Source organism: Aulosira sp. FACHB-615 (genome assembly GCF_014698045.1).
GTDB lineage: Bacteria > Cyanobacteriota > Cyanobacteriia > Cyanobacteriales > Nostocaceae > Nostoc_B.
The window spans coordinates 1-14,689 of sequence record NZ_JACJSE010000038.1 but is presented as its reverse complement, the minus strand read 5'-3'; the positions used below and the strand labels follow the sequence as shown (position 1 = coordinate 14,689).

The 14,689-nt window shown below is 40.8% G+C and carries 17 protein-coding genes; 13 read left to right on the top strand and 4 right to left on the bottom strand.

Going from position 1 to position 14,689, the window contains the following annotated elements; genetic code table 11:
• Positions 1–76 precede the first annotated feature (76 nt).
• The 9 genes from H6G77_RS31230 to H6G77_RS31190 all read left to right on the top strand — a co-directional run bounded on the left by H6G77_RS31230 (position 77) and on the right by H6G77_RS31190 (position 5,316).
• Entirely contained in the window at positions 77–601 is a 525-nt protein-coding gene (locus H6G77_RS31230) for a hypothetical protein (RefSeq protein WP_190873620.1), read from the top strand.
• The gene (locus tag H6G77_RS31225; protein WP_190873619.1) at positions 567–1,037 is read left to right on the top strand and encodes a hypothetical protein; all 471 of its coding nucleotides are present in this window, start codon (positions 567–569) and stop codon (positions 1,035–1,037) included. Before H6G77_RS31230 ends, H6G77_RS31225 begins: the two co-directional genes overlap by 35 nt.
• A complete protein-coding gene (locus tag H6G77_RS31220) occupies positions 1,028–1,465 on the top strand; it encodes a hypothetical protein (protein ID WP_190873618.1) in 438 nt (145 codons plus the stop codon). Before H6G77_RS31225 ends, H6G77_RS31220 begins: the two co-directional genes overlap by 10 nt.
• Before the next feature lie 35 nt (positions 1,466–1,500).
• Entirely contained in the window at positions 1,501–2,181 is a 681-nt protein-coding gene (locus H6G77_RS31215; protein WP_190873617.1) for a hypothetical protein, read from the top strand.
• A gap of 15 nt (positions 2,182–2,196) precedes the next feature.
• Positions 2,197–2,412 carry a hypothetical protein gene (locus H6G77_RS31210; RefSeq protein WP_190873616.1) on the top strand — a complete coding sequence of 72 codons (216 nt, stop codon included), beginning with the start codon at positions 2,197–2,199 and terminating at the stop codon, positions 2,410–2,412.
• Positions 2,394–3,959 (top strand): FtsK/SpoIIIE domain-containing protein, encoded by a 1,566-nt coding sequence (locus tag H6G77_RS31205; RefSeq protein WP_190873615.1) that lies wholly within the window; start codon positions 2,394–2,396, stop codon positions 3,957–3,959. Before H6G77_RS31210 ends, H6G77_RS31205 begins: the two co-directional genes overlap by 19 nt.
• Positions 3,960–3,982: 23 nt before the next feature.
• Positions 3,983–4,129: a hypothetical protein gene (locus tag H6G77_RS31200; RefSeq protein WP_190873614.1), complete on the top strand. Its 147-nt coding sequence runs from the start codon at positions 3,983–3,985 to the stop codon at positions 4,127–4,129.
• Between the two features lie 233 nt (positions 4,130–4,362).
• The gene (locus H6G77_RS31195; RefSeq protein ID WP_190873613.1) at positions 4,363–4,965 is read left to right on the top strand and encodes a hypothetical protein; all 603 of its coding nucleotides are present in this window, start codon (positions 4,363–4,365) and stop codon (positions 4,963–4,965) included.
• Between the two features lie 102 nt (positions 4,966–5,067).
• Positions 5,068–5,316: a hypothetical protein gene (locus H6G77_RS31190; RefSeq protein ID WP_190873612.1), complete on the top strand. Its 249-nt coding sequence runs from the start codon at positions 5,068–5,070 to the stop codon at positions 5,314–5,316.
• Positions 5,317–5,369: 53 nt separating this feature from the next.
• Here the strand turns inward: H6G77_RS31190 and H6G77_RS31185 are convergent, their stop codons facing one another.
• Complete coding sequence (locus tag H6G77_RS31185) at positions 5,370–5,966, bottom strand: hypothetical protein (protein WP_190873611.1); 597 nt, start codon at positions 5,964–5,966, stop codon at positions 5,370–5,372.
• A 205-nt stretch (positions 5,967–6,171) separates the two neighbouring features.
• On the bottom strand, positions 6,172–6,393 hold the full coding sequence (locus tag H6G77_RS31180; RefSeq protein WP_190678186.1) for a CopG family transcriptional regulator: 222 nt from the start codon (positions 6,391–6,393) through the stop codon (positions 6,172–6,174).
• Positions 6,394–6,752: 359 nt separating this feature from the next.
• On the opposite strand from H6G77_RS31180, the gene H6G77_RS31175 reads away from it, so the two are divergent.
• The 3 genes from H6G77_RS31175 (at position 6,753) to H6G77_RS31165 (ending at position 9,252) form a co-directional block, all read left to right on the top strand.
• Positions 6,753–7,073: a hypothetical protein gene (locus H6G77_RS31175; RefSeq protein WP_190678182.1), complete on the top strand. Its 321-nt coding sequence runs from the start codon at positions 6,753–6,755 to the stop codon at positions 7,071–7,073.
• A 181-nt stretch (positions 7,074–7,254) separates the two neighbouring features.
• Positions 7,255–8,463: an RNA-guided endonuclease TnpB family protein gene (locus H6G77_RS31170; protein WP_190873610.1), complete on the top strand. Its 1,209-nt coding sequence runs from the start codon at positions 7,255–7,257 to the stop codon at positions 8,461–8,463.
• A gap of 369 nt (positions 8,464–8,832) precedes the next feature.
• Positions 8,833–9,252, top strand: a complete 420-nt coding sequence (locus tag H6G77_RS31165) for a thioesterase family protein (protein WP_190873609.1) — start codon at positions 8,833–8,835, stop codon at positions 9,250–9,252.
• Between the two features lie 4 nt (positions 9,253–9,256).
• On the opposite strand, the gene H6G77_RS31160 is transcribed toward H6G77_RS31165, so the two are convergent.
• Positions 9,257–9,541 carry a hypothetical protein gene (locus tag H6G77_RS31160; protein ID WP_190873608.1) on the bottom strand — a complete coding sequence of 95 codons (285 nt, stop codon included), beginning with the start codon at positions 9,539–9,541 and terminating at the stop codon, positions 9,257–9,259.
• 26 nt (positions 9,542–9,567) lie between these two features.
• Entirely contained in the window at positions 9,568–11,817 is a 2,250-nt protein-coding gene (locus tag H6G77_RS31155; protein ID WP_190873607.1) for an ATP-dependent RecD-like DNA helicase, read from the bottom strand.
• A gap of 194 nt (positions 11,818–12,011) precedes the next feature.
• On the opposite strand from H6G77_RS31155, the gene H6G77_RS31150 reads away from it, so the two are divergent.
• On the top strand, positions 12,012–14,689 hold a 2,678-nt coding region (locus H6G77_RS31150), incomplete at its 3' end, for a DEAD/DEAH box helicase (protein ID WP_190873606.1).

Genomic DNA, 14,689 nt, shown 5'->3' with positions numbered 1-14,689 from the left:
CAACGTTTTAGCGTTCTCGGTTAATTTTGTTTTGGGCGGAAAATATTGTCACTATTGCTAATGTTAGGAGGTACAGATGGCACGAAAAGGTGAATTGACGGTACAGGGAACAGAATCAGCAACGACCATTCAGCCCCAGACCAGGAGCATGGTCAAGAGCAAAAAGCCAGAAATTACTCAAGCTCCAAGTGCATTTGCACTGGTTGTTGAAAAGCTAGAGATAGCTTTTGACGAAGACTTGAGACTAGCGATTTTGGAGCGATTAGTCCGGGAGCAAAAACAAATTGCTCAACAGGTGACAGAAGAAGAAAAATTAACTAAAGCTTTGGAAATTGCCAGATTAGAAGCCTTAGAGCAAGCCAGAGAAAAAGGAAAGCAATCAGCCAGAGAAGAAATAGCCCAAAGAAAGCGCGAACAATTAGCTGCAACACAAAAGCAGTTTATTGAGGTGGAATTGGATCAGCTGATTGATAGTTGTGATTACCTACCGTTTGAAACGATGAAGAGAACTGTAGAAGGTTTTGCATCTCATGTAGGCGTAAAAATCGAGTGGAGGGATTTAGAAGATGGGCAATTCGAGTACACCGCCAGTGTCGCATGAGGTTCAGGAATTTATTGATTCCGTCCGTAAAGGTCAGGGATTTGTTGAAATTACTGAACTGATCAGCGAGGAAGTACAGCGCCAGATCGAAGCCCAACTCTATGATTTCCAACAAGCTATAGCGCAATCAAATTTAGCAGCAATTGAGGTGATGTCCGAGGAATTGCAAAGGATTAAAACAGAATCGGCAACTCTCAGTGGGGTAATGGGGCGACTGGCAGCCGCCGTCGCACCCGACCTGCCGCCAACAGAGGACGAGGTTGTTTCTTTCCAGCAAGCAATTAACAACCTAGAACTCTATGGCAGTGTGATTCCCTCTCAAACTGATATTGCGGCGGTTCAATTCCGATTAAAAAATCAAAGAGCGTGGTCTTTGGTATGGCAGTCTGTAGTCAAAATGTTAATTAAAAAATTGGAGGTAAAATTTTGCAAATAGCCGATTTTCATAGAGCCTATTGGAGCGATGAACACAATACAGGAATAGCCAAAATTCATTATCCTGATTTGGGGATATTAGCCCTTTTATTTGAAGATGGAGTTCCCAAAAAAAATGTAAATTTCTTGGATAAAAATGAACGTTCATACTACTGGCAGAAATATCGCAAGAAAGGAATAACACTGCATCTAGGCATGAAAGTCGGGATTGATACAGAGAAAGTTAGGGTAATTAAAAGAGATAATATATTTAAGTTCCCCGATATTAATTTGGAAATTAGAGTAGGGGATAATTCTCTGGTATTACCTGAACAAATACCGACTGAACAAGTGAGATATTTTCGCCCCATAGATGGTGAATGGCAACAATTTGAGGATGATGTGTTTGTAGAATATCAACCTTGTGATTCATTGGTTGATGTGCGATAAATTTCTAGAATTCAGGAGTCAGGAGTCAGAATAAAATGGTAAAAAATACAGCAAAAGCAGAAACTCCGAAAGAATCTAAAGGCGGAGAACTAAGTCTTTCTGATTTAGGCGGTGATGTCGGTCAAGCGATAGTATTCTCAGACGGACACTTTGGGCTAGAATCAGCCGTGTGGCAGAACGCCCAGAGAATAGCTGACATGCTGCCGATAAACATCAAAGTTTTTGGCGATTTATCAGAAGAAGATGTTGCTGAAGCTCTAGATAAAGCCAAAGGTGCTGAATTTCAATCGAAAAATTGGACAGAATATTCCGCCGCTATTAGTCGCTATCTTAAAGCTCTACATAAAGTTCGAGAAAAGCAAGCGGAAGTTAGTGAAAATGTAGCTGAATCCAGGGTTGAGATAGCTGAATTAGAGAAAAATTTGTCTATATCATTAGCGAATTTGGAGTCTAAATTCAGGCAGATAGTTGGCAATTCTCGTGCTAGTGTCGCGGGTGTTCAGGATGATTTAAAAATCAGCTTGGGCAAAATTTCTTCTCAATACTCGGAAGGTAAAAGCAATAAATTAAATAAACTTACAGAGGAGAAAGCCAAAAAAGAACCAACTCCCTACGAAGAACAATCCAGCAATTTGCTAACTCGATTCCAAGAGTTACGAAATGCTCGGTATTCTGGAACTCCAGGCATTACACAACGAATCAGAAGTGTTAGTTAGGAAGAAGGCAGTGAAATGTCAGAAGTTTGTAAGTTATTGACTTGGATATGTGGGTTCATTATTGCTAGTGCGATCGCACAGTTAATTAGTTTGTTGCCCTGGTCATTTCTGGTAATTGGGGTAGCAGCAGTTATCACTTATTGGCAAGGTAAAACTAGCGATTCAAAATTGTTGCAGGTAGTAGCTATAGGGTTAGCTTTTGGATGGTGCAAATGTTATTTCGCTGGGTAAAAATTGGCGGTGTTGGATTAGTTGCTTTGGGGTGTGCCTTGTCAGCGAATCCCAGGGATGTGAAGTTGTTTATCCCGGCGAATTTGGCGGCGATCGCGTTCTCCAGTTACGCCGGTATCGAGCTACGAAAGCTAGAGAAGATATATATTGATAAAGAACGCGCCGAAGACATGCTCGTGGCCCTAAAAGAAACTCAAGCATCAGAGCAATTGCAATATCTGTCCTCGGCGGCAGAACGCAAACGGCAATATGAAGAATCTGATAAAGAAACCGAACGGCAACTCAGTCTTCTGCAACAAACAGCACCTTTATTTTCTGAGGTACTGTCATTAACTGGACAGAATGGGGCTGTAAACCGCATGGCTCTAGGAATGATTCAGAATGGTGAGTCTTTGGGCAATGTACTACTCGCTACCTCTGAAGCAGAAATGCAATTGGAACAAGCGAGGTTACAGGCAGAAATTCATCAGCGACAATTGGCCTTGCAGGCACAACAAGTCAGGGCGGCTGTACATAGTTCTAATGTTGTTGAGATTGCGCCAGAAGTAGAAGCAGAATTACCACAGTCATCAAAGATAGAAGGGCTGGAGAAAGCGGCGGGTGTTGTTGGTTTTCAAACTAAATGCTTGAGAGTTGACAGAGCGCCTAGCTACGAAAGATTAATTTTCGCCATGAAAACGGAGGATTTCAATTCTTTACCTAAATTCAAGGCCGCAGCTAAACTTGCACTGGGGATAGGTAGTAGCGATTTCCCCTGTTACATTTACGCTCCCGAACAAATCGCTGTAGAAGTGCCTTTGCGACCGGAAGACCGCACTTACTATGATTTTCCGACAAGACACTGGCAACAAGGTGAGCGCCTGATTGTTTTGGGTCAGTCGTTAGACGGTGAAGTAGTAATCGACCTGTCGAGTGAAGACACGCCACAATTACTCGTGGTCGGAACAACTGGCTCAGGTAAGTCTAACTTCTTCCGTGCAGCTGCATACTGCCTACTCATGCAGGGTGCGCGGGTGGATGTGTGTGGTGGTAAAGTTTCGGACTACGAGGATTTCGCTGAACGATTCGACAGCATCACTATGAATGATATGGGGCGCACTTATGAATTTGTGACTGAGTACTTCCAAGAGTGCGATCGCCGAAACTCAATGACCAAAGCTGAGTTAGCCGAGCAACAGCCTTGGATATTATTCATCGATGAGTACAAAGGTACTGTCCCGTTGGATGATGGTCAGCGAAAAGCCTACGATGCTCAATTATGTGAAGTCGGCCGTCGTGGAAGGGGACTGAAAATTCATGTAGTGGTTGGCTTGCAACGTGGAGCGAAGCGAGGACAGCAAGACCCCCAAGGGTTGCCCCCAGACTTACGTGATAACTTGCCTTGTCGAATCGCGTTCCGTTGTGTCGATGCTACTAGTGGACGCATGATTTTAATGCGCCGAGGTGAATCTGTTACTTCACTCCAAGGTCGTGGTGACGGCATTGTGCAATCGGGGTTGTTGGACAAGCGTTTTCAAGCTTACAGGTTTGAGCAAATACCAGCTTAATTTTCCTAGAAGAAATTCACACTATGTCTAATTTATTAGTATTCCAGTTTGAAGGCAGAGAAGTTCGTTTAGCGATCGCCATTTATCTCCAACAGCGATTGGTCAGTTATATGCTGAACGTCACGGACTACAAGCACCTATTAAACCTCAAATTATCAATCAGGTTTTAGAGGAAGCTGGCTTGCAGTACAAACAAATTGAAATTAAAGCTGATTCTACAGGCAAGCCAAAACATAAAAATATATGGCATCTCACCGAAATTGGTAAACAGTGAGGAACTGTTATAGCTGATAAGGCCCTTACTCACGACAAAATCGTTCAACACGTCCGTTGGTTGCCTGATGTTTTGAACGTGATTGATTTGAGCAAATTTAACTAAACAATACTTTATCTTCCATTTTTTATGCTGCCATCAAAATTTGTCGAAGCTGCCGGGTTTCCTTTGCCCTGGCAAGAAAGACATCTGCAACAATACTTGAGTGAGCGCCTCAAAGAGCGTGGATTCCAGGCTCAATTAGAAGTCCCGGCCAACGGCGGCAGGGCTGACATTGTTACCAATTGGCTTGGTGGAGCAATTATCGAGTGCAAGAAGTATTTAGACCGGGACAATATTTACCAAGCTGTTGGGCAACTTAATCTTTACGGCTTAAACAATACCCACAAGTTAGTTGTGATGGGTTTTTTGACACCTGATGCTCGTGAACAACCATCTGCTCTCAAGACTGCCTCAATGGTTGAGCAAAATTCACGCATTAAAGTTATTTTTGTGAATATTGATGAACAATGGCTTCCTGGTAGTCGAGTATCAATTGGGTTTGGCAATTTTAGTTTTGGTAATTTTCAATTGCCTCAATTACCAAATTTTAAAGACTGGCATTGGTGGTTGAATGTCGCTAAGGCGAATCCTTTGCTTTTGATTTTAGTTGCTTCTGTTTTTTTAGGAGTGTTACCAGAATTGAAAAAACTGACCCCTACTACTGTCATACAACAAATTCAACGTCCTTAATCTTCAGTTTTTTAAGATTAAGGAATCACCGGTAGGAAAAGCTGTGTATTTTACAGGTGATAGTAAGAAACTTTTGAATTTTTGGGATAGACTCAGAAGCAGATGATCCACCAACCCTGCACACTAAAACCACTACAGAGCGATCGCCTCAAAGGACGAGAGCGTGAGCTAACCAAGCGTGAGCTAATCCACTATTATTATCAGCGATTGGCTTTAATCACCGACCCCCATTTCCGCGCTAATCCCAGCACCAAAAATTTTCCAGAAGTAAAAACAGACCCAACAAAGTTTGCTGCTTTTGACCTCGCTGTAGAGCTTCATCGAAATGGCAGTCGCCCTTGGGTTGGGTGAAAGATGCTCGACAGAATCCCTGTCGAGCATTTTGGGATTCCCCCGAACTCCCTTTAAGATACAAAGCTCTTTAGCATACCCAGCAGTTGATTAACCGGAGGAATGTTATACTCCAGCAACCCAATAGTAACGATAGTTCCTTCTAATTTTAAAAATTTCCAGCGATCGCCTGTGGTGACGGTTCCATAAATTGTAGGAATAGGAGTCTGATTTTGTTGATTAAATTTTTGAGCAGCAATCATAGACGCAACACACTGCCCTAACCCTGAATTTAAATCTTCTCTTTTGGCTTCCACTATTACCACTGCTGGAGCTTCAATAAATAATTGTTCTGTTGATTTACTAATGAGAAAATCACAAACTCCGTTTAGTCCAACAGAAGAATCAACCGTGAAATCTGTGCCGGAAAATAAGCTAATTTCGTTAGATAATGTATCTTTAATTTCTAAAAGAACTGGAGATATCAACCATTCGGATCTAGCTTTTTCAGTGTTCACCGCTAGAGCTAATGGTAAGTGTTTTTCTAGAAATGTCGATAAAAAATCACTTGGAGTTATAGGTTCAATTTCCTCAAGAAAGGTGGGACGCTCAACTATGGTGAGGTTAAATTCGGTTTTCACTTTCTTGAGGGTGAAATCACTGTAAGACATAAGTTTACTTATTTTAAAACCACTTGTGACATACTCCCACACCGAAGCCGCGCTGTAGGTGTGGGCTTCTCAGCGACTCCTGCTTTGTTCATACCAGACGAAACGTCGAGCCAACAAGTAATTATATAGATAAACATTTATGATTTTGTCTTTATGTCTCTATCAATCTGACTTGATACTAACTTTTAGCTTTACAAGAACAGACTTAAGATAAGTTAGCACATTCGAGTAGTGGTTGGTCAAATTTTTCTGCTGAACTACCTTGTTGAGCAGTGGCATTAAGTTGGTCTACTTCTAAAGAACGAATCAACTCCCGAATAACATCTGTTGCAGGTCTTCCTGTTTTTTGGCAATACTTTTCTAGCTTCTCCATTTCACTGGTGGCAAGATTGATTGTTAGCCGCTTGACTGCCCATTTTTTATTCATGACTTATTTTTTATTTGTTTCATATAATATCCAATTTTAATGTATTAATTTCTACTTCAAATATCTCATTATTAAAATCTCAAAAAGATTCAGTAAATTCTCTCAAAAGACTAACCATAAATTAATTACTGACACAGCGAAGCGTTAGCGAGTCTGCGAACGTCGGAACAAGCGTCACGTCCGCCGCGAATTGCGAATTGGTATTAATCCCGCTAATCGACTCAGATATGAAAAATAATAGTTATAAGAAAACTCTCAACATAAAGTTTTTTGAACTTTATGTGATCCTGAATCTATTAAAACAAACTCAATAGTCAATTTAGGTGATGATATGAGAGAAATAGCAAAGTCATTTGTCAATGAAGAAACTGCTTAAACGGATTTTTAAACTAATCAAGCAAATTTTTCACCAGTTCTCATCTAATGAACAACCCACTGTTCCTTCCAGCAATCGACCATTAAAAACTCCTGCCACTATTCCTCCCATTCCCACTTTCACTCCTCAGTGGCAAAATGGTTTGATACTAATATGTTCCCAGTGTACAGTCGAGCAATTTTCTGACAGTTATCACCAAGTAAGATCAGGTACAACAGCTTCCGAAGAACTACAGAAATGGCTGAAGTCTCAACTCAAATTTGATGGATTATGGGGAAAATATCGAGTTGTTAGCTTGAACTGACAGAAGCCTCTCACCTACCCGTTCACGAAGTGTTCCCGAAGGGTAGGGAGGTGATGAGATGAATGGCAGGCTAATTGACGACAATCTTCCGACCGATGCCGATAGGCAAGGGAGGAAGATATGGAGGAAACTAGCAATTTCTATGTTATACTTTTTTATAGCAAACGTTGTTTACTCTAATATGTTAAGAGTCTTCAAAGTCAGGTTATATCCAGACACCCAACAGCAGCAGTCACTAGCGCAAGCTTTTGGCAGTTGCAGATGGCTTTGGAATTACTGCTTGAACTTGATGAACCAAACATATAAGGAAACTGGCAAGGGTTTGTCTGGATATGAAGTCAAAAAGATAATTCCCCAGCTAAAAAAAGAATATGAGTGGTTAGCACTAACTTACTCACAATGTTTGCAACAGGTTTGTTTAAATCTAGGGGTAGCTTTTAATAACTTTTTTGAGAAACGAGCTAAATATCCTAGATTCAAATCTAAACATGGTAAGCAGTCAATACAATATCCTCAAAATGTCAAAATTGCTGATAATTCTGTAGGTCTTCCAAAAATAGGAGATGTAACAGCAATCATTCATAGACCCATTGAGGGGAAAGTTAAGACTGTAACCATATCCAAAAACTGCTCTAATCAATACTTTGCGGCTATTCTTTTTGATGATGGTAAAGAAAAACCAGAATTAAATACAGAAGGTAAAGCGATAGGTATTGACTTGGGATTAACCCACTTTGCTGTTACCAGTGATGGTTCAAAGTTTGACAATCCTAAAATACTCAATAAGCATGAGAAGAATTTAAAACTTAAACAACGGCAACTATCTAAGAAGCAGAAAGGTTCTAACAACCGTGTTAAAGCTCGAAAGAAAGTTGCTAGAGTTCACAGAAAAATAACTAACTGCCGTGAGGATTTTCTGCACAAGCTATCTCGTAGGATAGTTAACGAAAATCAAGTTATAGTGCTTGAAAATCTCAACGTTAAAGGCATGATGCGAAACCATAAACTAGCCAAATCTATACATCAAGTCGGTTGGGGAATGTTTTGCACAATGCTTAAATACAAGGCAGAAATGGAAGGGAAGATTTATCTTGAAGTTGATAGATTTTTTCCAAGTTCAAAAACCTGTCATGTTTGTCTTAATCAAGTTGGTAGTTTGCCACTTGATGTAAGATTTTGGACTTGTGACAATTGCCAAACTAGGCACGACAGGGATGTGAACGCAAGCATTAACCTCAGAGATGAGGGTCTACGAATTTTGACCTCTGGAACGGGGGATAAAGCCTGTCGCCCAGATGTAACTCGGAGCAGGGGAGGACGCAAGAAATCCACTACTGCGCTTTCTGTTGGGCAGGAAGCCTACACTGTACCGCAAGGTCAGTGTAGGTAGTTCACTACCAGTTGTTTAGGAGTTTGCCCAAAAGAAAGTGTTGCCATTGTTCTTTATCATCACGCAGTAGGACAGCAATGCTTTATTATCTCTAGCCATAGTGAACGAGAAATTCTCTACTCTTATATCAAACGCATCAATCATTGATACCAGGGTAAATTTTCTTAGACAATTAGAAAGCCTTCTACCGTACCTGTAATAAAACTATCATCAATTGAACGCCACAACAGGTCGAAAAATTCTCAGCCGTAAATAAGCTTGCTCGATTTTTTTCTTATTTGTATTTTTTTTATCAAAAATTAATTTAAATATGTAGTCCTATAGTATTTTCACTAGCCAAATAAATTTAAATTAAAAGATTTTTAACGAATGAGTTTTGAACTTGTCTCTTTAAAACTACAGGTACGTCCAAATGACCTCGATAGTTTAGGTCATGTTAACAATACTACTGTTTTAGAGTATTTAGAAACGGGACGTTGGGATTGGTTAAAGCACCATAACATAAATATCAAACAGAAAATTGTTCCAGTTGTGGCTCGGATTGAAGTTAATTATCGTAAGGAAATTATTCTGGAGAATGTGATTGTCAACACTAAGTTAGATCAATCAAATCAATCATCACTCTACCAAGCCAATTTTTGGCAGTCAATTGAGGTGATCAAAGAACAAAATTCACAAGTTGCTGTTGAAGCCCGTATTCAAGTAGTATTTATTGATTCCACAGAGCGCACTTTGCGAACACTACAAGAATTTCTAGAAGGAGCGAGTAATTCAAATAACGGAACTTAATAACTTATCCTAAATCTTCAATTAAATTTTGAATGTATTCTCGTGTTTCTGAAATAGTTAAATACAAAATATTACCGCCCCTATTCATTATTTCATATTCATCGAGAACAACATTGTTATCATCTACGCTCCATCCTAGTCCAAAAATTAGACCATTAGCATAAGCTTTCTCTCCAAGTTCAGATATTTCTAGAAGCAGAGTTTTGTACTCAGGCTTTAGCTTTTGGTTTTGAATCATTTCGTCTAACCTGACTTCAAATTCTGTGAATGATTCATACTTATGGGTCATTATTTAAAATTATCTTTTAGGTGATATTAAATCGGCTGCAACAACCTCTGCCATAATCTTGTGTAACGCTGCTGGTCATCCGTAGTCTTCACAGCCAAAGATATCGCTTTTTTTGAACCAACCACAATGGCTAATTTCCTGGCACGAGTCAAACCTGTATAAAATAGATTACGTGACAGCATCATATAGTGCTGCATATATAGTGGCAGTATCACCACCGGATACTCTGAACCTTGACTTTTATGAATTGAAACAGCGAATGCCAACGTAATCTCATTTAAATCCGCATAATCGTAAACCACAGGGCGACCACCATAGTCAACTGTAACTTCCTGTTCTTCAGTATCGATACTCAGAATAGTCCCCAAGTCACCATTAAATACCTCACGGTTGTAATCGTTGGTTTGTTGGATAATGCGATCGCCTACCCGCAGAGTCATTCCACTTCTGACAATCTCTGCTTTATCGGGACTGGGCGGATTGATCAGCTGCTGCAACACCATATTCAAGTTGCGAGTTCCCACCAAACCCCGTGACATTGGGCAAAGTACTTGCACATCAGAGGCTCCATTAAAACCTAACCGGGGAATAAATTCTGTAATCAACTCACAAATTGCTTGTACGCCGTGTTCTGGCTGATGTCCTCCACCATGCCACAGGCAATCTGACACAGGATTCTCTGAGATTGGTTCTAAACAAGGGTAATCGCCCTGGTTAATTTGGTGCGCGGCAGTGACGATCGCACTCTGCTGGGCTTGGCGGAACACTTGCGTTAGCTTCACCACTGGTACTTGCAGTGAAGTGATTAGGTCAGCCAGCACTTTGCCAGGGCCAACAGAGGGTAGCTGGTCGATATCACCCACTAACAATAATTGTTTCCCCTGTGCCACTGCTTTCACCAACGAATGTGCCAAAAATAGGTCTAACATACTAGCTTCATCAGCAATAACGGCATCACAAGACAGGGGGTTTTCGTTATCCCGTTTAAAACCCATTGTTTTCGGGTCAAATTCTAGCAGACGATGTATGGTTTTTGCTTCTAATCCCGTCATTTCTGATAACCGTTGTGCTGCCCTTCCCGTTGGTGCAGCCAAGGCTATTGTTTTACCCATCGCTTTCCACAGGCTGACGATAGTGTGGGTTGTGAACGTCTTGCCTACTCCCGGCCCACCAGTCAACACCATTATGGGAGAATATGCTGCTTTCTCTACCGCTTGCTGCTGTTGTGGCGATAACTGGATGTTGCGGCTTTTCATAAATCGCTCTAGCCAAGCACGAACACGCGGCATATCCTGTGTCACTGGGTGGCGTAACTTTCGAGATATCAATTGGGCTAAATTCTGCTCGGTGTGGAAGAAGCTCGGCTTATAGCAGAGTAATAATTTCTCCCCGTAGCTATCTCTAACATATTCCCTGATCAACTCCTCCCTTGCACCCATGTCCTTGATAATGTCAGCGATCGCCAATTCGGTTGGCTGATGGTCATCTGTTGTTAACAGTTTGGTGACTTTCTCGATTAGTTCTGGCTGTGGCAGATAACAGTGTCCATCTTCGGCAGCTTCACTCAATGCGTGGATGATTCCAGCACAATATCTAAATTGGGAGTCCGTTGGCACGCCTAAATTCCGAGCAATCTTATCGGCTGTGAGGAAACCAATCCCATAAATGTCGGTTGCTAGTTGGTACGGATTTTGAGTGACTGTAGCGATCGCATTATCTTGATACTGCTTATAAATTTTGACTGCGTAGGTTGTTGACACCCCGTGGGTTTGCAGAAAGACCATCACTTCCTTGATCGCCTTCTGTGTCTCCCAAGCATTCTTGATTAGCTTGATCCGCTTTTTGGCAATGCCTTGAACTTCGATAAGACGGTCAATTTGGTTTTCGATGATGTCGAGTGTTTCCAAACCAAAATGTACAACTATGCGTTTGGCTGTGACCGGGCCAACTCCTTTGATCAGCCCACTACCCAAGTATTTCTCAATTCCTGTGAGGGTTGCTGGTTTGGTTTCTTTGTAATTGGTGACTTGAAACTGTGACCCATATTGCGGATGTTCTCGCCAGAAGCCCGTTAGCTGTAGCGTCTGCCCTGGTTGGATATTTGCAAAACTGCCGACAATTGTGGTCAGGTCACTACTGCGGGGTCGAGTTAGACGTGCAACTGTATAGCCTGATTCCTCGGAGTGAAAAGTCAGGCGTTCTACTACCCCTGTGATGGTTTCGTAGTGCGGGGTGGCATTTACTTGTCGAGTAGCTGGAGTTAGGGGCGTGGACATTGGCTTTTAGAAATGCCGCACATTATTTTAAGCCGGAAAATAAGTTTTTTACAGTACATAAATACTATCTTTAACCACACCCAGGTGACAAGCATCTTGAGATATCAAACCAAAATTGCCGAAAAATCGCACAATTTTTGATACATTAATTTTTAAATACTAGTTACGCTGCAAAATCCACAGGCATTACGGCAATGCAAGTTCTTCATGGCACCTGGATACCAGACCAAACAAATGAATTTATCCAATCTGGTTCTTTTTATCTGTGGATAGAAACTTCTGTAGTTCAACAAAGTCGTACTAAACAGCAGATTCATCCTAGACATTTACCACAAGAAGAATTAATCAGTTTCTTAGTGCAGAATCTGGTATTTAAAGAGAACCCTATACAATTAAAAGAACGCATCTCTACCAAATATTTTGCGCTTCCGACTGTCAATAATCAGCCCATTCCTTCACCAGAATTAATTAAGTATCTAGAGTTTGAATTTCCTGAAAGTTACGAAGATTTCCAATACTGGAACGTCATCTGCTATGAAACAGTAGTTTCGGCTAAAGGCAGAAAATTAATCAATATTGTCAAACTTCTTCACGATATTCATTTTTTGGCACTTTATAATGCCAATGAATTTCAAATTGGCTCAGATTTACTATTCTGGTATCATTATACCCAAGCCTTTAAACAAATCATCTTCAAAGACCAATATATTCCGGCATTAAAATATCGACCCTTAGCAGCACTCAAGGATAAAACACGCAAGAACAAAAGTAAAGAGACTTCCTCAAAACAATTTGAGATATATGCGGTTTGGGAAATTATTTCTGAGCAATATGAAGCAAATATTTCAAAATATATTGAGTATATGCCGTTCCTTTGCACAGCAGGTAGCCACAATCAAGAGCAACAAATAGAATTTTTCGATAAGGAAACACTCTTACGACATTTTTCTGAATCTCTTCTCCAAAATTTAGTAACTGATACCATCTCCACAGCCACTTTTGATAAACAAATAGCAGATTCTCTGATTTACTATTGTCTGAATCAAAACAAATATAATCCATTAAAAACCGAAACTTCTTTACTCCAATACAAACAGTGGTTGGCGTGGAAAAACAGAATTCAGCACACTCAATCTAACTTACCCTTCCATCTATGCTTTCAGATGCACTCCCCAACTGCCCAAGATATAGACAATTGGCAGATTCAATTTTTGGTATCTAGTAAACAAGACCCTTCCTTGAAGATGGCATTGGCAGAATACTGGCTGATGAATCAAAAAACTAAAGCAGGTGTTCACAAACAATATGGTCAAGATTTTGAAACTAATTTACTACTGAATCTGGGCTATGCTGCCCGGATGTATCCCAAGCTTTGGCAAGGATTAGAAACAGAGTGTCCCATCGGAATGCACCTGACCTTAGATGAAGCATTTAGCTTCCTCAAGGAAAGTGCTTGGGTATTGGAAGATTCAGGTTTTAAAATTATTGTCCCGTCTTGGTACACTCCTGCTGGTCGCCGTCGCGCTAAGATTCGCCTCAAAGCATCAAGCAAAAAATTAACTCCCATAAAGGGTGAAACTAGAAGCTATTTTGGTCTAAATTCACTGGTGGAGTATCAATATGAATTAGCAATTGGCGATGCTACTGTTACACCACAGGAATGGGAACAACTAGTTAATACTAAGGCTCCCTTGGTGCATTTTCGCGGTCAATGGATGGAATTAGACCGAGATAAAATGCAGCAATTACTCCAATTTTGGGACTCCCACGGTTCGGAGCAACCGCAGATGACTTTGCTGGAGTTTATGCAACGTACTGCCGAGGCTGGAGATGATTGGGAAATCGAACATGACCAAGCCTTAGCAGAAGTTATGTCCAAACTGCAAGATAAAAGTCAGTTAGAGCCAATTTCACAACATTTAAGTCTGCAAGGTACTCTGCGAGAATATCAAAAGCGGGGGGTTTCTTGGCTGCAATATTTGGAAAAATTAGGCTTAAATGGCTGTTTAGCAGATGATATGGGACTGGGAAAGTCCGTACAGGTGATTGCTTTATTAGTTCACCAGAAAGATGCAAAACAACATCATTTACCAACACTACTAATTGCACCCACTTCCGTTGTTGGCAATTGGCATAAAGAAATTGCCAAGTTTGCTCCTCATTTAAAAACTCTTGTACATCATGGCAGCACTCGCTTAACTGACTCTGCCGATTTTCAAGCGGCTTGCCAGCAGCATGACGTGGTGATTAGCTCTTTTACTCTAGCTCGCAAAGATGAAAAACTCTTTAACAGTGTCGAATGGCAACGTTTGGTAGTGGATGAGGCACAAAACATTAAAAATCCGAAGGCTGCACAGACTAAAGCTATTGTGAAAATCTCTGCCAAACATCGCCTAGCTTTGACGGGTACACCTGTGGAAAACCGTTTACTTGATTTGTGGTCAATTTTTAACTTTCTCAATCCTGGGTATTTGGGTAAAGAAGCACAATTTCGCAAGTCTTTTGAAATCCCCATTCAAAAAGATAATGATAAAGTAAAGTCAACTACACTCAAGAAATTAGTAGAACCTTTAATATTACGGCGAGTGAAAACTGACCAATCGATTATCAGCGACTTGCCCGATAAAGTTGAACAAAAACTTTATACTAATCTTACCAAAGAGCAAGCATCACTGTATGAGGTTGTAGTTAAAGATGTCGAAGAACAATTACAAAAAGCCGAAGGGATTCAACGTAAGGGATTAATTCTCTCCACCTTGATGAAGCTGAAGCAAATTTGTAATCATCCAGGTCAATTTCTTCAAGATGGGAGTGCATTTTTGCCAGAGCGATCTCATAAACTCTCTCGTCTGGTTGAAATGGTAGATGAGGC